Annotated in this window: 18 protein-coding genes and 1 tRNA gene; 10 read left to right on the top strand and 9 right to left on the bottom strand. The window is 39.1% G+C overall.

The features are described 5' to 3' along the window. Nucleotides 1-4: 4 nt before the first annotated feature. Complete coding sequence (yidC, locus tag FPG78_RS01520; RefSeq protein WP_144086308.1) at nt 5-1,777, bottom strand: membrane protein insertase YidC; 1,773 nt, start codon at nt 1,775-1,777, stop codon at nt 5-7. Nucleotides 1,778-2,070: 293 nt separating this feature from the next. On the opposite strand from yidC, the gene FPG78_RS01515 reads away from it, so the two are divergent. The 3 genes from FPG78_RS01515 (at nt 2,071) to FPG78_RS01505 (ending at nt 4,690) form a co-directional block, all read left to right on the top strand. After that, complete coding sequence (locus FPG78_RS01515) at nt 2,071-2,664, top strand: ribonuclease HII (protein ID WP_223261938.1); 594 nt, start codon at nt 2,071-2,073, stop codon at nt 2,662-2,664. 18 nt (nt 2,665-2,682) lie between these two features. Next, entirely contained in the window at nt 2,683-4,266 is a 1,584-nt protein-coding gene (locus FPG78_RS01510; RefSeq protein WP_144086307.1) for a ComEC/Rec2 family competence protein, read from the top strand. Between the two features lie 178 nt (nt 4,267-4,444). Further along, on the top strand, nt 4,445-4,690 hold the full coding sequence (locus FPG78_RS01505) for a hypothetical protein (protein ID WP_144086306.1): 246 nt from the start codon (nt 4,445-4,447) through the stop codon (nt 4,688-4,690). 17 nt (nt 4,691-4,707) lie between these two features. Here FPG78_RS01505 and FPG78_RS01500 read toward each other — a convergent pair whose 3' ends face one another. The 4 genes from FPG78_RS01500 to FPG78_RS01485 all read right to left on the bottom strand — a co-directional run bounded on the left by FPG78_RS01500 (nt 4,708) and on the right by FPG78_RS01485 (nt 9,356). Then, nucleotides 4,708-5,745, bottom strand: coding sequence for a hypothetical protein (locus tag FPG78_RS01500; protein ID WP_186292399.1), 1,038 nt, complete (start codon nt 5,743-5,745; stop codon nt 4,708-4,710). Nucleotides 5,746-5,910: 165 nt separating this feature from the next. Next, nucleotides 5,911-6,204: a DciA family protein gene (locus FPG78_RS01495; RefSeq protein ID WP_144086304.1), complete on the bottom strand. Its 294-nt coding sequence runs from the start codon at nt 6,202-6,204 to the stop codon at nt 5,911-5,913. 21 nt (nt 6,205-6,225) lie between these two features. Further along, the gene (locus FPG78_RS01490; protein WP_144086303.1) at nt 6,226-7,587 is read right to left on the bottom strand and encodes a LysM peptidoglycan-binding domain-containing protein; all 1,362 of its coding nucleotides are present in this window, start codon (nt 7,585-7,587) and stop codon (nt 6,226-6,228) included. An 8-nt stretch (nt 7,588-7,595) separates the two neighbouring features. Further along, nucleotides 7,596-9,356 (bottom strand): putative glycoside hydrolase, encoded by a 1,761-nt coding sequence (locus FPG78_RS01485; protein ID WP_223261937.1) that lies wholly within the window; start codon nt 9,354-9,356, stop codon nt 7,596-7,598. A gap of 411 nt (nt 9,357-9,767) precedes the next feature. Here FPG78_RS01485 and FPG78_RS01480 point away from each other — a divergent pair, with 411 nt between their 5' ends. Both FPG78_RS01480 and FPG78_RS01475 read left to right on the top strand, forming a co-directional pair. After that, nucleotides 9,768-12,059 carry a transglycosylase domain-containing protein gene (locus FPG78_RS01480; RefSeq protein WP_144086301.1) on the top strand — a complete coding sequence of 764 codons (2,292 nt, stop codon included), beginning with the start codon at nt 9,768-9,770 and terminating at the stop codon, nt 12,057-12,059. An 81-nt stretch (nt 12,060-12,140) separates the two neighbouring features. Continuing rightward, the gene (locus tag FPG78_RS01475) at nt 12,141-12,719 is read left to right on the top strand and encodes a non-canonical purine NTP pyrophosphatase (protein ID WP_144086300.1); all 579 of its coding nucleotides are present in this window, start codon (nt 12,141-12,143) and stop codon (nt 12,717-12,719) included. Nucleotides 12,720-12,748: 29 nt separating this feature from the next. Here FPG78_RS01475 and FPG78_RS01470 read toward each other — a convergent pair whose 3' ends face one another. Together FPG78_RS01470 and FPG78_RS07995 are read right to left on the bottom strand one after the other, a co-directional pair. Next, entirely contained in the window at nt 12,749-13,714 is a 966-nt protein-coding gene (locus FPG78_RS01470; protein WP_186292398.1) for an ankyrin repeat domain-containing protein, read from the bottom strand. Nucleotides 13,715-13,951: 237 nt separating this feature from the next. Then, the gene (locus FPG78_RS07995) at nt 13,952-14,080 is read right to left on the bottom strand and encodes a hypothetical protein (protein ID WP_255431696.1); all 129 of its coding nucleotides are present in this window, start codon (nt 14,078-14,080) and stop codon (nt 13,952-13,954) included. Nucleotides 14,081-14,085: 5 nt separating this feature from the next. On the opposite strand from FPG78_RS07995, the gene FPG78_RS01465 reads away from it, so the two are divergent. The 5 genes from FPG78_RS01465 to FPG78_RS01445 all read left to right on the top strand — a co-directional run bounded on the left by FPG78_RS01465 (nt 14,086) and on the right by FPG78_RS01445 (nt 18,349). Continuing rightward, nucleotides 14,086-14,174: transfer RNA gene (locus tag FPG78_RS01465), tRNA-Ser, on the top strand. Nucleotides 14,175-14,387: 213 nt separating this feature from the next. After that, nucleotides 14,388-15,500 (top strand): Glu/Leu/Phe/Val family dehydrogenase, encoded by a 1,113-nt coding sequence (locus FPG78_RS01460; RefSeq protein WP_144086298.1) that lies wholly within the window; start codon nt 14,388-14,390, stop codon nt 15,498-15,500. Then, nucleotides 15,481-16,776: a transcription antitermination factor NusB gene (locus FPG78_RS01455; protein WP_144086297.1), complete on the top strand. Its 1,296-nt coding sequence runs from the start codon at nt 15,481-15,483 to the stop codon at nt 16,774-16,776. The genes FPG78_RS01460 and FPG78_RS01455 overlap by 20 nt, the downstream gene beginning before the upstream one ends. A 24-nt stretch (nt 16,777-16,800) precedes the next feature. Next, nucleotides 16,801-17,106, top strand: coding sequence for a YtxH domain-containing protein (locus FPG78_RS01450; protein ID WP_144086296.1), 306 nt, complete (start codon nt 16,801-16,803; stop codon nt 17,104-17,106). A gap of 235 nt (nt 17,107-17,341) precedes the next feature. Further along, nucleotides 17,342-18,349 (top strand): Rpn family recombination-promoting nuclease/putative transposase, encoded by a 1,008-nt coding sequence (locus FPG78_RS01445; RefSeq protein ID WP_144086295.1) that lies wholly within the window; start codon nt 17,342-17,344, stop codon nt 18,347-18,349. Between the two features lie 27 nt (nt 18,350-18,376). Here the strand turns inward: FPG78_RS01445 and FPG78_RS01440 are convergent, their stop codons facing one another. After that, on the bottom strand, nt 18,377-19,198 hold the full coding sequence (locus FPG78_RS01440) for a DUF4292 domain-containing protein (protein ID WP_223261936.1): 822 nt from the start codon (nt 19,196-19,198) through the stop codon (nt 18,377-18,379). A 1-nt stretch (nt 19,199) separates the two neighbouring features. Further along, nucleotides 19,200-19,550 (bottom strand): DNA-directed RNA polymerase subunit omega, encoded by a 351-nt coding sequence (locus FPG78_RS01435; RefSeq protein WP_144086293.1) that lies wholly within the window; start codon nt 19,548-19,550, stop codon nt 19,200-19,202. Between the last annotated feature and the right edge of the window lie 52 nt (nt 19,551-19,602).

Raw genomic sequence — 19,602 nt, 5'->3', positions numbered from 1 at the left:
GCATCTATTTCTTTTTCTTATTATTGGCTTCAATCGAAGCAGCAACCCTAGATTGAAAAGAAAGCTTACCACGTTGCTTTACCTTTTGTTGCCTAGCCATCAGTTTTTCTTTAATACTATCTGCATCAACCCAATAGTTGATAAGCTTCTGCTGTAGGAAAGTCATCACATTAGAGATGCAATAGTAAAAACTTAAACCAGCAGGAAATGTATTTAAGACAACCATAAAGGCAAAGGGCATAACATAAGACAAGCCTCTCATAGGACCCTCCTTTGGACCATTTTGGTTACTAGCCCGGGTATATAAAATGGTTGATAAAACCATTAACAATGTAAACAAGCTAACATGATTACCATAGATAGGTATCGTAAAAGGAAGACGCATAACGCTATCATAGGTTGATAAATCATTTGCCCATAAAAAAGAGGCTTGTCGCAGTGCAATCGCATGAGGAAAAAAATGAAACATAGCCATCAGAATAGGCATTTGGAGCATAATAGGCATACAACCACTCAAAGGATTAATACCGAATTCTCTATAAAAGGCTACCTGCTCAATCTGTGCTTTTTGCAGGTCGTTTTTATATTTTTCTTTTATCTTATCCAATTCTGGTTTTAAAACCTGCATTTTAGCCATAGAGATAAAAGAGCGATAGGAAAGTGGTGCCAAAAGCAACTTAATGATAATAACCAGTAAGAATATAACTAGGCCATAATTAGAAACATACTTTTCCAAAAAAGCAAAAAGCGGCATAATGAGCCCCTGGTTCATCCACTTGACAACTGGCCAACCCAAAGGTAGATTTTGCTCAAATCCTTTTGTAACCTTTTTAAGGATTTTATAATCATTAGGCCCAAAGAAAAAAATGAATTTTCCATGAGCTGCTGCTTTGTCCTTAGCAGATAGTGGAAGGGATAGGTGGACAGACTTTGTAACATCAGGTGATACCATTGGCTCCATACGGAGGGCCCCTGTAGCGAAAGCATCTTGCGCAATAACCGCAGAAGAGAAAAAACGCTGCTTGATGCTCACCCATTTGATGGGGACTTCTATTTTCTTTGCTTCAACCTCTGTTGCAGACTCCTTGAGCTTATCAAAAGTCTGATCCAATAAATAGTAGTTTACCGTACTTCTAGAAGCATCTGCTTTATCATCCGCCTCCAAACTTTTCATATCCATATTCCAACAGAAAGCAGGCTGAGCAGTTGTATTGAAACAGGCTTCCATGCCAACAGCACGCCAATCATAGTCAATTTGATAGCTATTGCCAGAAAAGGTAAAAGATTGCTCGAAATATTGAGATGGGGTGAATGCCAATCGGAAAACTATTCTAGCCTGCCCACTATCTTGGACCATGTAAACAGGCATAGCTTGGGTTTGAAAATATAAAGCCTTAGTCTCTATCAATGCATTTTGATAAGGAAAAGAAAAGCCCATATTGCTGCTTTGCGCATCCAATAAGACCAGTTCCTTCCCGTGCTTATCTTTGAACTTTTTAAGTATCACCTTTTTTATAGTACCACCTTTTGTACTAAGCACTACTTTAAGTAACTCATTTTCAACTGTTATATCTTTTTCCTTTCCCTGAAGCAGCGCAGCAAAAGGGGCCACTGGACTAGATGGATGCACCACATCCAATGGGGCTGTTTGACTAGTAGTAGGACGAGCGGGTGCAAGAGCAGACGTCTCTGATTTAGGCTTAAATACATAAAAATAAACTAGAAAACCTGCTGATATTAAAAATAATCGAACAAGCTTGTTTTTATCTAAAACCATATAGGGAAAAGAAAAATCTCGGCTAATAAAATGTAAGCAATAAAACTATAGTGGATATCATCATACTTTATTTCTTAAAAATACAGATAAACAAATATAGACATTCTTCACAAGAATATTGTTACAGCAGGTACAAATCAACATCTTAAAATAGATAGGAATTTAAGCACAATAGCACTACTATTATAAAATATATTTTTTATTTTATAGGGGATTTTTTTCAAAATAATTAGATGTTTTTGAAACAAAACTACTATTTAGTCGATAATGGACCAATTAAACCATTTTATAATATGATGCGGCTACATAAACCACCTGAATACAAAGACTATCACCATATAGCTGGCTGTGATCATGCAGGGACAGGCGCAATAGCAGGTCCTATTGTTGGGGCAGCTGTAATACTGCCCAATGGGTTTTATAATGAGACGCTATATAATACTAAAAAGCTAGCCACTGCCTTGCCTATTCATTTGTATAATTTGATTCAACAACATGCTGTTTCATGGAGCATCGCCATGGTAGACCATGAAGAAATTAATAAATATGGCATTCCAAATGCATCACAGCTTGCCATACATAACGCACTTAATCAATTAAAAATATTACCAAGCCTACTATTAGTTGCCGGGCGGTCTTTTGATGGGTACAAAGCCATTCCACATCAATGCATTCCGCAGGGAGACAAGATCTATGCCGCAATTACTGCAGCCAATATACTTGCCAAGATCTATAGAGATCGTTATATGGAAAAATTAGACAAAGACTTTCCTGCTTATGGCTGGAAAAAAAACAAAGGATACGCAACACCAGCACATAAACAAGTTATTAAACAATTTGGGCGTACTTTATACCACCGAAAAAGTTTTGATTGGAAAGAAAATTGACTTTCTAGGATCCAGTATATGTTAAACGCTACTGTCTTGCCCCTCTTTCGCCTCATATTGATCTATATAGGTGGCATGCTACTGGCCACCCACTATTCCAGCTACCTTTTCATTACACTAATGGTTTTGCTTGTACCAAGCTTGCTTTATTTTTGCATGCGCGCTACCAATACTGTTTTGACCTGGCTTCATCCAATAGGGCTGCTACTGATTTTTTTAATAGGGTATAGCAACCTATTGCTGCAACGCGCACAACAAAAAAAGCTGACTCACTGGACCAATAAGCATGTAGTGGGGTATAGCGTATGCATTCAAAAAGTATACCATCCACTTAACTGTAAAGCCTTGATTACCCATATAAAAGACAACGCAGGCTGGCACAATACTCATGCATCTATCCAACTTTACTTTCGCAAACAATCTGATTATAAACCCAAAAAAGGAGATAGGTTATTGATTCGTGGCGCACCTGTTCACAGCTTACCATCTGAAAGCATGCAGCAAGCAGATCCTTTTACATCTTTACATTATAGCGCTATGTATCGTCATGTTTTAAAGCAAGTCGATCAAGATTTCATTTGCCTGCAACCATTTCATGAAAGGGGAAAATGGGCAGCAGCTATCAAGCAATGGTGTGGCCAAACCCTCCAAAAGCGGCTAAAAGGTAAAGAAACGATGGCACTAGTGGCCAGACTTTTATGGGGTGCAAAAGAGACTGTAGACCCGGGTCTAGAAAAAGCCTACGCGGATACAGGCACCATTCATGTATTAGCCATTTCTGGTTTACACGTAGGCATGTTGTACTTACTTATAAAAGCTGTTTTTAGCTTTCTTTTTAGAAAGATAGGATTGTTTATGCTATCAGAGCTTTGTACCCTTCTTTGGCTTTGGCTATATGCTGGGCTCTGCGATTTTGCACCACCTATACTCCGTGAAACCATTATGATTACCATGGCCAGATTAGGCTTTCTAATGGGTAGAGGATCAAATCCTTACAATGGATTATTGGCTTCTGCTTTTGCCTTATTGTTATGGGAGCCATTTGTATTATTTAATTGCGGATTTCAACTTTCTTATGTAGCCACGCTAGGCATACTTTATCTACAACCCCTTATTCATCGTTTTATAGCCCTTAAAAATAGGTGGCTACAAAAAGTATGGACCGCTACTACGCTATCTATTGCTGCACAAGCAAGTACCTTACCGCTTATTCTATATTACTTTAAACAGTTCCCGCTCTATTTTATCATTGCCAATTGGTTGGTTGTACCAGCCATTTTTGCGATTCTGGTGCTGAGTCTGGCATTATTAGTGGGTAGCCACTTGCCTATAGTAGGCATGCTGCTAGGTTTTACGCTTGAAAAATTGATTTTTGTCACCAATGCATTGGTCTGTTGGATGGCAAAATGGCCCATAAGCACCCTTGCATCTTGCTGTATAAATGATCGTTCTGCCTGTCTACTATATATTATACTCCTTGCACTTTGCCTTTTCATTCAATACAAACAGCTTATTTATCCTATTATAATCAGTTTATCTACCATATTTTATACTGTAAATCGGATGCAACATTTGATAGCCAAACAAAAAAATGTAAGCTGATCTGTTACAACAACCATCAGCTATCCTTTACTGTAAAAGATGGCATAGAGCGCTTAAGCTGCAACAGCCCTCTTTTGAAACCTATTGGTAATGACCTACCACCTGTCAGTAGCTTACTACGGCCTTATGCTAGGGCACAATAGCCATCTGGTATCAAAAAGTTATCCTAACCATCCATATGATTCCCACTGATTGGTATAGATGGGATGGCACTAAACTGGATGTAGACTACCTACTGATAGATGAAAAATTGTTGCATGATGTAACTATTATTTTCAAAGTACTGCATGTTAAAACATTAGTGGTTTATACCAAACAAACCCAGCCATTCTACTACAATCCAAAGATTAAAAAACTAGGCATCCCAATCATTTGGCTAAAGCCAGGTAATACAAAAACCTTAACTTGGCCTAAAAACCTATAAATGAACACCCAGGCCTACTACTTTATAATTTTATAAGCATAACCCATCCGTGTTAGTTTATCATCTAGCCCAGCTTGCCAGGAGACTAACTGGTCTGATGTTTTAGCCGTTTGTATTAAATGATATAGCACAATCAGTAGCTTTTTGAAATGATCCCAGCAATAAACATTAGACCCAGACATGGGCATAGCAATATGCACAACCTTCTGGTTTTGGCAGGAATCACCTCCTGAACGACCGCAGCGACGTGCATAGGCATAGAAACGATCCCCTAATATCAACTGATAATCAACTGATTTATGAACATTTAATTTTGGTATCATATGATATATGGCGCACATACATGCAATATCTGATTCAAATTTACTGTTAAAGCATACCATATATATGTTACTGACTTGCTTTTCAGTTAAACCAATATGCTGCAATGTGAAGGGCATAAGATGAGGGCATTGTAAGAAACCATAAAAAGCAACCTTATAGTTATGATTTAACAAAAAAGCAATAAGCTTTGTAAGCGCTTCAGGATCACGCAACCAATCTTTTTTTGCCTCCAAGGACGATTTAACGAGCGGTGCTACATGTAGCGCATTGTAAATAGGTTTTCGGGGATTAGCATCTTCTTTCCAAGCATCAGAATCTTTTTTTTGCCAAAGTTGCACTTTACCATGAAACATAGCAATAGCCATTTTACCTACCTTGGTATCAGAATCTCCTCCCAAGGAGCGAACCATAGCATCAAAAGTATAAACGGTGTTTTGATTGGCCGGAAAGACTTCAGACTCTATTGTACTGGAACACTTTGGATAATCAAACAGAAATAGCGTCGTAAAAAAATCAAAGCAGACTATTCCCGGACACCGCGCCTTGAGTAGATCTTTCCTTACTGGCCTATTTTTTACATCAGAAAAATCTTGCACACTATAGCTGAAAAGGCTTTGCGCATCTTGTTGCTTATACATGCCTAATGACCCATTAGAAATACTGCACCCTATACATTGGATAGTATATGCTAAAGCATAGGCAAGTCCCCTTATTATATACAGTATAGCCATAATCATTTTACAACAAAATAACTTTCAAAATTAAGAATTTACTAAAATATGGACATAAAAAATTAAATTAGTTTTTAGAAAAATGGCCAATTGTACCCAGGTGCAATTTGGGTGTGCGCTTGCAACTATAACGGGTAATTTTTGCTTCGTGGGGCGCTCTATTGATTACAAAAAAACAACATCTTGTAACAGCGTATTGGGCATGGCTTCATGGAACATCATAAGGATTTTATCTTTGTTAAACTTTAACTCATGCCGTAAAGGGGCAGAAGTTATTTTTAAAAAGATCTTGTTATGGTGCACATAAAGCTTTTCCGTCCTATCACAAACGACTTTGGGCATGCGCTTATGCCATGCAGAGCGTACCATAGCTGCTGTTAATTGTTTCTGAAAAGGAGAGGTTTCAAGAAATCTGCTCACCAATTCTTTAAGACTTTTTGTCTGATGACCATCGTTCATAATAAAAATGCCTTTTAACTTTTAAAGTGGATCTACATGGTAATATGCTACTGGAATCTTACGGGGTCTAATAAAGCGCAACCATAGTATGCGCCCTTTTTCCAAAGGTTCTGCTTGCTTCATGCGGTTTTTCTCCAAAAGAGCAGATTGCTTCATGCCATATCTTTGTGCAATACCCCATAGCCCTTCTCCGGGTGCGACCACATGATAGTGCCTGCTACCTTTACTACCTTTTGGACTATAATAATATAGCATCCCTGGGATCAGCTGATGTGTTTTTTTAATCTCATTGATAAGAAGAAATTGATCTATTCGCAAATTGCCCAACTGGGTTAAATAGGGAATGGTATCTCCTTTTTTTGCTACAATAGCTGTTTTTCCATTGGCTTTAACCAATCTAGGGCTACCTTTTAACGGTGTAACTTCAGGGAAAGCAGGCTTTAAATACTTGGCATAATCTATACTATAAGCCTGAGGGAGCTGTTTTTTAGGTGTTACTATTGTTTGTTTCTGTTTAACTGATTGATTGGTTAATGGTTTAGAAAGTTTAGGATAGATATGCGCATGGGTATGCAGCAATGGGACCAGTAAAGGGCATTTTGTATGATGTGGTATCACAGCGGTTTTAAGCCATCGATTGTGCTGGGATAATAGCTTTTCTTCTATCTTAAAGTGTGCAGCAATATCTTCTAGCCTTTGGCCATGGTAGCCTTGGTTATAGACAAACAGCTGTAGCTTTGCATGCTTTTTTTTACCAGCCATCTTTTCAAATGCCAGCTTAGCAGCGATTACAGAGATGATATAATGATCCGTTTTATCATCCAGCCGTACTACTTTAGCACCATAGCATTTTAGAGGAAATAGCTTTACTGCCCCTGCCCTACCCCTATTGTAAGCCAGCAATGCACCCAACCAACTATCAAAATATTGATTTTGGATTTTTAAAAAACGAGCTGCTGCTTTTGTCGATTGAATCAAGTGCATTCTTTCATCTACAAGGTCATCTATGGTTAGCCTTAAACCCAAACCGGTTGCTTTTTGGATTTGCCAAAAGCCCACATCTTCGGTATGACTTACTGCATCCCCTATCAACATACTTTCATGTACAGCTTGGAATTTAAAATCATCTGGCACATTTTCATCGGCCAATATTTTTTCTATAAATGGAAAAAAAAGATGGGTTCGCTCTAATAGTTGATGCACCGATTTTTTCGATCGGGTCAACTGGTTTACTTTTTCTTGCACACGCTTACGGGCACCACGTGTAAGCTTCAATTGCATACCTGCAAACCGCACTACTCCTGGCACAACGATTGATTCCGATAGATCAACAGCCGATCCACCCAATAGCACCAAGGTAATGAGAACAAAGACCCAACGCATAGATTAAATCATTTGTAAGAGGAATGCAATAATTCAGGATGGGACAAATCCTGCTTTACCATGTAATAGTTGTTAGCGGCATTCCACAGTAAAAAGCCCGAACCTTTTGAGCGATACAGACCTACTAATTGGGCTTTAAGATAATTGCAATACTTTTCTTCTGAAAATTTCCGCTCAGATCCCAAAAGGAAAGCTTGAACATATTGACGGATAATCGCTTGGTCTTTTGCATAAAAAGCAGCACGATCTGACCCTACTTTATAGAGCATATTTGCCTTTTTTAGGTATGGTGTAGTCCCCAAAAATGCAGGGTGGTAGTGAGAAGGATAGGTCATAGGCGAAATCGCATCCACGTAAAGCGCTAACCGCTCGATATTCTGCCCAAGTGCATTGGTTAAAAACCAGCCATTGTAGCCAAATACATTGATAGAGATAGGTAAGGTCAATACTTCTCGTGCCCGCTTTAAGAAAGATTCAATGGCATCTATAGCCTTGATTTCATAAATATTGTTACGGGAGGCAATGGTATGGAGCGGTCCATCGGAAGGCAGCCGAATGTAGTCAAACTGAATCTCATCAATACCTAGCGCTTGCAATTCTTGGGCAATTTGGAGGTTATACTCCCACACCTCAGGCGAAAAGAGATTCACCCAGTATTCTGGCTGCACCAACTGACCCTTGCCATTTTTTATCATATGCGCCCATGGTGCATTCTTTTTCTTATCCCATAATGCGTAACGATTGCCCGCATACCGATATAGTTTTTTATCCTTAAAAAGCACAAAGCGAGCGATGAGATGAATGTTGAATTCATCTGCTAAGGCACGAATCGTCTTTACATCCAGCATAGGGCGGATCGCTTGAGCTTCCTGCGCCATTTTAACCTGCGAGTTATAGGTAATGTATCCAAAATCATCTTTGAAGTCAATAACAACGGCATTCATACCATGATTTTTGATAAACATAAAATGCTTTCGTAAATCTTGTAGATTGCTAGCTGTCCAAGCCGTTAGGTAAATGCCTCTTTTATCTTGCACCTTTTTTTGTCTCGTCTTGGAAAAATAAGGTGAAAAATTAAGATGCAGCGTGCTATGTTTCCGCCAGTTATTATGACGAAAGCTCCAAACAGCTGACTGCGTTTGAGCCAGTAACACTGTATCTGAATTGACTTTAATAGTGGATAAGGCCATAATGCCATGTAGCGCTGGAAGCGGTGGTATAGGCTTAGCAACACCCGTCTTGAGGTCAAGCAAGGCTATTTTCCCATAAGGTCCATAGGCAAAATACACTTTGCCAGCATCTGAAAGATCGTAGGCCATATCATTAATCGTTTCATGATAATAGCCACCAAAACAAAGGCCTTTTAATGCTGCAGGTATAGGGCTCCAGCTTTTGCCTGCATCTCTTGTTATATACACACCATTATAGGAAGTACCGATGATCCATTCATTCGGATCGGCTTCTGAAATAGCTACTGAGGTAAAATAAGCCAAATGAGAGATCGCATTGCGATTAGCTACCAATTTAAAAGTATGGCCACCATCTTGGGATAGAAAGACTTCCTCACCTGTTGTTACAATGACCTGCTCAGGCCTAGCCAGGGTGCTAGCCACAGCAGTAAGGGGTCGTTTTTCCATTGCTTTGAAAGGATAGATCCAACGCAAACGCAAACCCTCCCCTTTGGCAACCACCCAACGCTTTGCAACCTTTTTTTCCAGTTCTCCCAGGAGATTTAATCGATAATTGCCCATGCCAGAAGCCCACAACAATGGGCTTTTAAAGAGCAGAAAAATAAACACAATTATCTTAAATCTTGCCTTGTACATTACAAATAATCTAATGAGGATCGTTATCCATTAGACCTAAGGTCTATTGAATGTGAATGATGCTGATTGATAAGAGCTTCTGCAAAACCTATTTCTAATGGCAATTTTGGCGTCGAAGCTTGTCTATGCTCCTCAAATACATTTAGTATGCTGCGGTGCTCGACTGCGCTTCTCCTAAAAACTGCTGATCACAAATAGGTTTTGAAGAAGGTCTATACAAAACCTTGCAGCCTTAGAATAAGGAAAAATAGCTTCAACCCAATCGGTATACTTTTTAGTTTTAAAAACTTAAATTTACAAATACTTTTCCTATATCCCTTAAAAAGGGCTAGACAGATAGATTATATTTAAGATATGGAAAAAATAATACGTATACTCTGGAAACTTTTTGCAGCAGTAATCATAGGTATTCCTATATACCTTTTTTCTGTTCAAGTTGATTTCTACAATTTGTATGGCAGCATGCCATCAACAGACCTGTTAGAAAACCCACAAGACGTGTTAGCCTCTGAACTCTATGCTGCTGACGGCATCTTGCTAGGCAAATATTTTAGAGACAACCGCAGCCCTGTAACCTATGAAGAGATTTCCCCTAATATGATTCATGCCCTTATCGCATCAGAGGATTATCGTTTTGAACAGCATGCTGGTATAGATTTATGGGGATTATCGCGTGCCTTTTTTCTCTCCATTATATTGCAGCAAAACAAAGGAGGAGGCAGCACCCTTACCCAACAGCTGGCCAAAAATCTTTTCAACATTAGAAAAGAAGTAAGCTATAGAGGCAAATGTTCGAGTATTCCCTTACTCAGCAAACTGATTCTTAAAACGAAGGAATGGATTTTAGCGGTTCAACTCGAGCGTGCGTATACCAAGCAAGAAATTATAGCCATGTATCTGAATACGGTTACCTTTGGAAGCAATACCTATGGTATTAAAGTAGCCGCGCGTACCTTTTTCAACAAAACACCAGCCGATTTACGCATAGAAGAAGCTGCGCTATTAGTAGGTCTATTGCGTGCACCTACCCGCTACAGCCCCATCAAACATCCTAAAAGCGCCCACCATATTAGAAATGTAGTGCTATCCCAAATGGTCAAGTATGGTTTTCTGAAACAATCTGAATACGATCTAATTTGCGAAATACCCACTGAACTACACTATCAAGAAGAAAACTATGAAAAAGGTATCGCACCTTATTTTAGAGGCGTAGTACGTGACTTTCTCTTAAAGTGGACAAAAGAAAATGGTTATGATCTTTTTTCAGATGGACTACGGATCTATACTACCATTGATAGTCGCGTGCAAACCCACGCAGAAGCTGCTTTAAAAGAGCACATGGCCCTGTTGCAAAATAAATTCGATCACCACTGGAAAGATCAAGATCCATGGGTTCATGAAAATGGAAACGAAATAGTATATTATATTGAAAATGAAATAAAAAAAACACCACTTTACAAAAAGTTACGTAAAGAATATGGGACAGACACCGAATCGATTGATAGGGTATTGCATACCCCTATACCCACCACATTATTTTCTTGGGAAGGTCCTATTCAAAAAACGATAACCCCTATAGAAGCCTTTAAGCACGATCGAAGGATTTTACAAGCTGGATGCATGGCCATGAATCCCTATACAGGCCATATTAAAGCCTGGGTAGGTGGTATTGATTACAAATATTTTAAATACGATCATGTAAAACAAAGCAAACGACAAGCCGGTTCAACCTTTAAGCCTATAGTATATACAGTAGCATTAGAGAATGGTTTTCTCCCTACAGATGTGGTTAAAGATGAGCCCGTTACTTTTTTACAGCCCAACGGGTCAACTTGGACACCGCAAAATGCCTGGAAAACCTATTCTGGAAACAAATATACATTGCGTTATGCTATGGCCAAATCCTACAATTCCATCACATCTTATCTAATCAAAGTGCTTGGTCCGCAATTGGTTGTAGATTGTGCCAAGCGCATGGGTATACAAGGTCCTTTAGATCCAGTCCCTGCGATTTGTTTGGGCTGTAGTGATGCATCCATCTATGAAATGGTAGGAGCATACAGTACTTTTTTGAACAGGGGGGTTTGGACAAAACCCTTTTTCATTACCCATATTGAAGACAAGCATGGGAATATATTACAAACCTTTATACCACAACGCCAAGAAGCCATTCATGAAGATACGGCTGACCTTATGACCCATATGCTACAAGGCTCGCTAGATGAAGGTGCCCTAAATAGCGTATCTATGGCACTAAGAGCGCAGAACGGCATAGCGGGAAAGTCGGGTACTACTTCGAATCATTCAGATGGTTGGTTTATCGGATTAACCCAAAACCTTTGTACAGGTGTTTGGGTAGGTGGAGAAGATCGTTGCATTCATTTTAGAGATTTTGAGCTAGGCGCAGGTCGTGCGACCGCTCAGCCTATATGGGAAAAATTTATTATAAAGTTATATAATGATCCCGATCTGCCTTATAAAAAGGGGCCTTTGATCACCAACCACACCTTATCTGAAAAGGTAAAAAATATTATTCAAAGCAAGCCGGAAGATCCCTTAGGCCAATCTACCGATAGCGCTACTGGCCCGTCAACGGATAACAAAAAGAAAATAGCAATAGAATTAGATATAGATAAAATACTCTAATAGGTTGCCCAGAGCGGCTGCAATAGTTGCTTTTATATGTAAAAAATGATAAAATAGTAGATGACTATTTCGTAATCGCTTATGCAAACCATTAACTTTGTCACCAGCAATCTATTAAAGCTACAACAGGTTCATGCTATTTTAGGCAATGATGCCACTTTTAAGTTGGTGCACCATCGCTTAGAATTACCAGAGCTACAAGCCTCTTCTGATGAAATTGCCATTAACAAATGCATAACTGCTACCGCTATTATAGAAGATGCTGTATTAGTAGAAGATACTGCGTTAACCTTTAATAGCTTAAATGGCCTACCTGGACCTTACATTAAAACCTTTATACATCAAATAGGCTTAGAGGGGCTGGTACGAATTTTATCAGACTTTGAAGATAAAAGTGCAATAGCCACTTCTACTTTTGCCTATACAGAAGGGCCGAATCAACCTGTAAAGCTATTTACTGGCACCATGCATGGAAAAATTACAAAACCCAGTAGTACGATACCGAACCAAACCAACTGGCAGTCTATTTTCCAACCAGAAGGATACCATATCTCTTATTCCATGATGGAGCAAGATCAAAAAAATAAAATTTCACACCGCTATAAAGCACTGATGCTATTGGTAGACTATCTTACCAAGGATAGCAAAAGGCCAGAATAGTTTACAGTCCATTAAGACTTTGACTATAACTAAATGAAGAACAGAGCCGCCATAAATAGCATTCCAGACCTAACGGCTGCCGCCTTCTGTAACACTTTGGCCACATCCATACGACGATTTTTTAATGCCAAATGAAGGGCAATCTTGCCAGAATGGTCTATTACATTAACCTTAACATCCGGATCGTTCACTAAAGCTTCGACTACGGCCACATGGCCCTTCTCTGCTGCCAAATGCAGCGCAGTCTTACCAGAACGGTCTGTTAAATTAACCTCAATACCTGCCGCTTTCAGTAATATTTCCACTACAACCATATGGCCCATCTCTGCTGCCAAATGAAGGGGAGTCTTTTTAGAACGGTCTACTGCATTAACCTTAACACCTGCCGCTGCCAGGAACTCCTTTACTACGGCAACATAACCATTTGCTGCGGCCCAATGAAGGGGGGTTCTACCAAAATTGTCTACTGTATTAATCTGAACACCTGCCTTTTCGAGTAACACTTTGACTATGGCCACATGATGATTTTTTACTGCTAAATCAATTAAAAAACTCCTAAGGCAGTTATTTATATTCAACTTAATGCTTGGATCTTGAAGAAACAATTCAACTACATCTAAATGACCTTTTACTGCTGCCAAATCAAGAGGGGAATTGCCAACATTATCTTTTATATCAAGTTTAACCTTTGCCTTTTTCAATAGCACATCAACTACCTTTAAATAACCATTTGCTGCGGCCAAATGAAGCGGTGTATAGCCATCTTTATCCTGTTGATTCAAATCAATAGCAAGGCCATATTTATCCCGAAGCGAATTTAAGAATCTAATCCTTCCTGGGTGATTATTTAAAGCGAGATAATGGACTATATTGCGGCCATACTCGTCTAGTGCACATAAGGGGTTAGGTCTTATAGGCAGGCTACTGACCAACCTGACCAAGTCTGACAATGTTTTCTGCGGCACCTTCTTATCGGGATCGATACCATATCGCATAAGCCGAGTACATGAAAAAAGGATACAATACAAAAACAGTGCAATGGACATTACGATTGTTAAGTTTTATATTGATTAAACGTAACTATTGATTTAACAAACCAGTTTTTATTATATAAAAATTAATAGCATTATGCTAATTTTTTAATTGTATTTTCATTAGACCTTCTGCAAAACCTATTGCTAAATGGCAATTTTGGTGTCTATGCTCCTCAAATACATTTAGTATTCTGGCGACTACGCTTCTCCTAAAAACTGCTGATCACAAATAGGTTTTGTAGAAGGTCTATACAAAATTTCAAATGAATATTTTTTAGCGCCTTTTATTTTTTTCGAATTAGAAAAAAGCTGTAAATTTAGCTCCACTAGCTGGAGTGGTGGCCGAGTGGCTTAAGGTGCCCGCCTGGAAAGTGGGTGTACCCCTAAAAGGGTACCGGGGGTTCGAATCCCCCCTACTCCACTGTTCCCATAACCGATTGTTTTGTTTTACTATCGTCTTCAGTTGTGCCATTAGACCTTCTACAAAACCTATTTGTGATCAGCAGTTTTTAGGAGAAGCGCAGTCGCCAGAATACTAAATGTATTTGAGGAGCATAGACACCAAAATTGCCATTTAGCAATAGGTTTTGCAGAAGGTCTATTCTTTGAACCTCAATAATGTATATTAGGCCCTATGAAAATAATAGAACAACCTTTTTCTAATTATATCTTTAGCAACTACCCAAATGACTCGACCCATTTTTCCCAAAAAGGGCATGAGCAAGTGGTCTATTTTCAAGATGAAGCAACGGGTCTGCAAGCGATTGTGGCCATACATGACACAACATTAGGGCCTGCTGTTGGTGGGTTGCGCTTTTTTGAATACCAAGATGAGCGAGAGGCGCTCAAGGATGTACTGCGTCTTTCCCGTGGCATGACCTACAAGGCATCTATAGCTGGGTTGGACTTCGGTGGTGGTAAAGCTGTACTTATTAAGAAAAAGGGAAGCACACTTACGGAAGCGCTGCTTCGCAAATATGGCAGTTTTATAGAGCGGTTAGGTGGCCATTACATTACTGCACCAGACTACAACACTACCATGGAGGATATGGTAGCTATTGCCAAGTCAACCCGTCATGTCATAGGGCTTCCTATAGCATCAGGGGGCAGTGGTGATCCGTCGGAAAATACTGCTTACGGGGTCTATATTGCGATGAAGGCTACTGCAAAGCAAACATTTGGTAGAGACAGCCTAGTGGGTAAAAAGATTGGCATAGCCGGTATCGGCAAGGTTGGCTATTTTTTAGCCCAATTGCTCTGCCAAGAGGGCGCAATTGTTTATGTAGCTGATATCTGCCCCAAACGGCTGCAAGCCATAACGGAAGCGTGCAAAGTAGAAGTCGTACCCGTTGAACGTTTATACAGCTGGCCGCTAGACATATATGCACCATGCGCTTTAGGTGCAACTTTAAATAGTACAACCATTCCTATGCTGAATTGTGCCACTGTAGTAGGTGCGGCCAATAATCAACTGGCAGATCAAGACCAGGACGGCAAGCTATTGCTTAAAAGAGGCATTGTATATACGCCAGACTTTTTAGCCAATGCAGGTGGATTAATCAACGCCGTTACGGAATTAGAAACTACGTCTCAAGAACTGGTCAAAAAACGTACAGAACAGCTCTATACCATCTGTCTTGATGTATTGGATAAAGCGGCAAAAACAGCGCGTCCAACGCAAGAAGTAGCGCAAGAAATGGCAATAGAACGGATTCAAAGCATTAAAAATGCCAAATTTGGCAAATAGACCCTTTATGGAAAACTTTCTTATTCCTCGGCGTTTTGTTCGTATAAAGGCACTACAAAATCTTTATGCTTATACCATTTCAAAAGTAGCGCATAAAAACGAGACGATAGAACAGGTAAAAAAAGATTTTACATTTGATCCCTTTCTACATACACCAGACCAAAAAGAACCACTAGCCAAACAACAAAGTATAGCGGTTGCAGCCTTCACAGAAGCGGTTGCAGCAGCGTTTCCTATGCAAGATTTTGCTTACGTAGGCAACAAGAAAATGGAACAATCTAGCCATTTTTTGCACTATCTAGAAGCATTAAAAAAAGAAGAGACCCTTTTACAGAATGGGTTTAACCAGTCAAAAAAATCTATCTACACAGGTATCCTATATACTTTGCTATTGCTGGTAGAATGGTATAAATTGGCAAAAGCAACATACAACCCAGCCCAGCCAGCAGCGCATCTGCTTAAAACCCATCTGGCACAAGACCCCTTGTTAGAGGAGTTGTATCACAACGCCAGCTGGATGAACGCAATGGGTAAAAATGGCATCAGCTGGGTTAAGGATCAAGATCAAGTACAAAATTGGTATAGGCAGTTTATTGAAACTAGAGAAGTGCCAAAATCGTATGGGGCAGATCCTAATAATAATAACAGATCTCTTTTGAAACCTATTTGTGATGAGGAATTTTTAGGAGAAGCGCAGTCGAGCACCGCAGCATACTCAGATGTATGTGAGGAGCATAGACAAGCTTCGACACCAAAATTGCCATTAGAAATTGAGTTTCAAAAGAGGTCTAGTGTAGAACTTTTGGAGGATATGTTTCAAAAGATTATATTCCAGGAGGGTCCTATAAATGATTTTTTAGCCATGACAGATCTCTACTGGGACGAGCACAAGCGCATGGTAAAAAAATTTTTAACCCGTATCTTTACAATGCGCTTTACACAAGATTTTAGTGCATTTATGCTGTTTTGGGACCATCCAAAATGGGCCATAGAAGAAGGGTTTTACAATCGTCTATTGACCACTGTCATACAGAATGATGCGCTTTATGAAGCTATGATTGGTCAAAACGCTGAAAAGTGGGATCGCGAACGGATCCTATTAACAGATAAATTGATACTAAAATTAGCTTTAGCAGAATTGCTTAACTTTAAGGATATACCTTTCAAGGTATCTATCAATGAGTACATTGAAATCGCAAAATGGTATGGCACTTCTAAAAGCGCTTGCTTTATAAATGGTGTACTAGAGGGTATCCTAAAAGGACTCAATAAATAACCCAACTACTTAATCGATTGAACCATGATAAAAAAAACTGAAAATTTAATAGTCCTTTGCATAGGTTTTTGCTTGGGTGCTTTTGTAGGCGTCCTTTCTGCACCTACAAAAGGGTCAGTAGCTAGGGATGGAATGATTTACAACTTAAAATCATGCAAAAAAAGATTACAAGCCTTTATTCTAAAGCTTATAGGCAATAAAAATGCCATTACAAATAAAGCCAAAACTACAGGCAAAGAAGTACTTACAGATGTAGTCAGCTCTGCGCAACAAATCTTAAAGGAATTGGAGCTAATCGCAGCACAATTAGAAGACAAAACGCAGGTATAAGGAGTGTTTGCCTTACTTTTTTCTTGATAAAAGGAATCTTTATCTTACTTTTTGCTTGATAAAAAAGTAGCCAAAAAAATCAAGCGCTAATGAAAAAAGTTGCTGAAAGCACAGCTTACAGATGGAAAAACAGGAACCGCCCGCTGCGTGGGCTTGAAAGGAATCTGTTTTTCCTAATCATCTGTAAGGGGCAGATGCTAATAATGCACAATTATATGCGTAAGAAGAAATTGATATGGGAACCAGATTAAAACATGACGCACTGGTTAAGAAAATCCTAACACAACAAGAGGCTGCTCAAGAGTTTTTAGCCCACTATTTACCCTCAGAGGTCAAAGAAAAGTTGGATTTAACCCAAATTACTATTGAAAGAGAATCTTATGTGGAACATAAGCTCAGGAAATCCCTAAGTGACCTAGTCTACTCGGTACGAACGAAAGATAATGACCAAGCCTTCGTCTACATCCTTATAGAGGCAGAGGTAAAACCTAATTACTGGATTGCACTGAAATTGTGGCAATATATGCTTCGTTTATGTGAGCGCCATAAAAAAAAAGATAAAGACAAATTACCTCTGATCGTACCAATTTTATTCTACCATGGCAGTAGACCCTTTAATGCACCAAAGAATTTATGGGCATTATTTAGTGATCCAAAACTTGCCAAACAGCTTATGGGTGGGGACTATAAACTAGTAGATTTACAATCCATGTCAGATGATGATATCAAGCAAAAACAATATGTAGGAATGCTTGAATATGTTATGAAACATATCTATCAGCGAGACATGCTTAATCTATGGGAGGATTTTTTACAAAACTTTAAACCTTATATTCTACTTGACAAAGAAAAAGGCTATATTTATATTAAAAATTTCTTATGGTACACTGATAGCAAATTACCTGAAGATAAACAACAAGATTTAGAAAGAATCATCGATCAACATTTACCTGAACAAGATAAAGAAGATATTATGAGAACTATAGCACAAAAATATAGGGAAGAAGGTAAGCAAGAAGCTATAAGAACCATAGCTCAAAAGTATAAGGAAGAGGGGGTGCAAATTGGTCAAGAAAAAGGCAAACTAATGGGTATTCAAATTGGCCAAGAGAAAGGCAAGCTAGAGGGCAAGCTAGAGGGCAAGCTAGAAATAGCTAGCGTTCTGTTATCTGAAGGCGAATCGTTAGAAAGAGTGCTTCGGTTAACCGGTCTATCTCGTTCTCAGCTTAAGCGCATTATGTAGTTATGGTGTTTTATGAACGCCTGCCTATTAAAACATCGTGTGCGTCGTAGGTTTGTATTGATTATGGCGCTCCTTTCTAATCGTAACTTTCTTCCAAGGGAGTGTTTTTTTGTTTTGGGATGGTCTGTCCATACGGCTCAATGGATAGTTTTTTCTCTTGGGTATCCTCAACCTAATATTTGGTTTTTTGAGCTTCTTAAAGTGTAGCTTATGTAATACTGCTCTGCCTTGATAAAGCTGCTGCTTATCTCTCAAGGAGAAATATATGTTCATACGGGACAAACAAGTCGTATCTGCTGCCATTTTGTATCGGTATAGACACTTAAAGGAACTATCTTGATTGATTAGTTGAACAGCTGTAACCTTACGCCTAAGGGTATCATAGGTATAGGCCAAACCAGACCACAAGCCATCTGGTATAGACAGGTGATCTTCCATAGGACTATACACCCTACCCAAAAGCAATGACTGAATCAATAGATAATTACAAGGAAAATGGTACTGTTCCTGAATCTGTTTATAATCCCACTGGTGGACTACACGATGAGCTACAACCGTTACACCTTTTTTATCGATCACACCAGCTATAAGCGCTATGCCAAAAGGACCTTTTACAATAAAATCAATTTGTTGATTATAGGTTACACAACAAACCAAACGATAGCGAAAAGCATGGTGCAGGCCCATAAAATCTAAAGAGGCCTGCATGGAAAAACATCGAGGAAAAACAGTCAGCAAATCGACTACATCAAACGACTGGTTAGCGGCCTGCTGCATACCACACCCGGCAAACAAATAGAGAGCCGTCAAACAGAGTTGCAGAAAAGCCAAACGTTTGTACCTATTCAAGCTAGTGGTCAAAAAGGAATCTATTAAAAAACCTACTCCCTTGTGCCGTTTCATGAATATAACGAAAGGCAATATCACCTTCTAAAAACTCTGTAGTGGCTTCTAATACAGGTTTAGGAAGCTTTTCATAATGCTGGGTAATCTCATATTGACGCTGGGCATCTATGCTATCTTTCTCATCAATAATGGACATAAATTCCTCCAACTTACAATCCAGCTCATCTTTCATATTCATGGCAATCTGCTTGGCACGTTTTGTAATGATAACAGTGCTTTCATAAATATTTCCAGTAGGCGCAATCAATTCATGTATATTTCTAGGAACCAAATATACTTTTTTATTTAGACTCATAATAATCGTAAATGTATACTATATAATTTATACTATATAATTGTATTTGTTC

Origin of the sequence: Cardinium endosymbiont of Dermatophagoides farinae (assembly GCF_007559345.1) — a bacterium.
GTDB lineage: Bacteria > Bacteroidota > Bacteroidia > Cytophagales > Amoebophilaceae > Cardinium.
The sequence above is the reverse complement of the archived record's forward strand: the minus strand, read 5'-3'. Positions and strand labels throughout refer to the sequence as shown.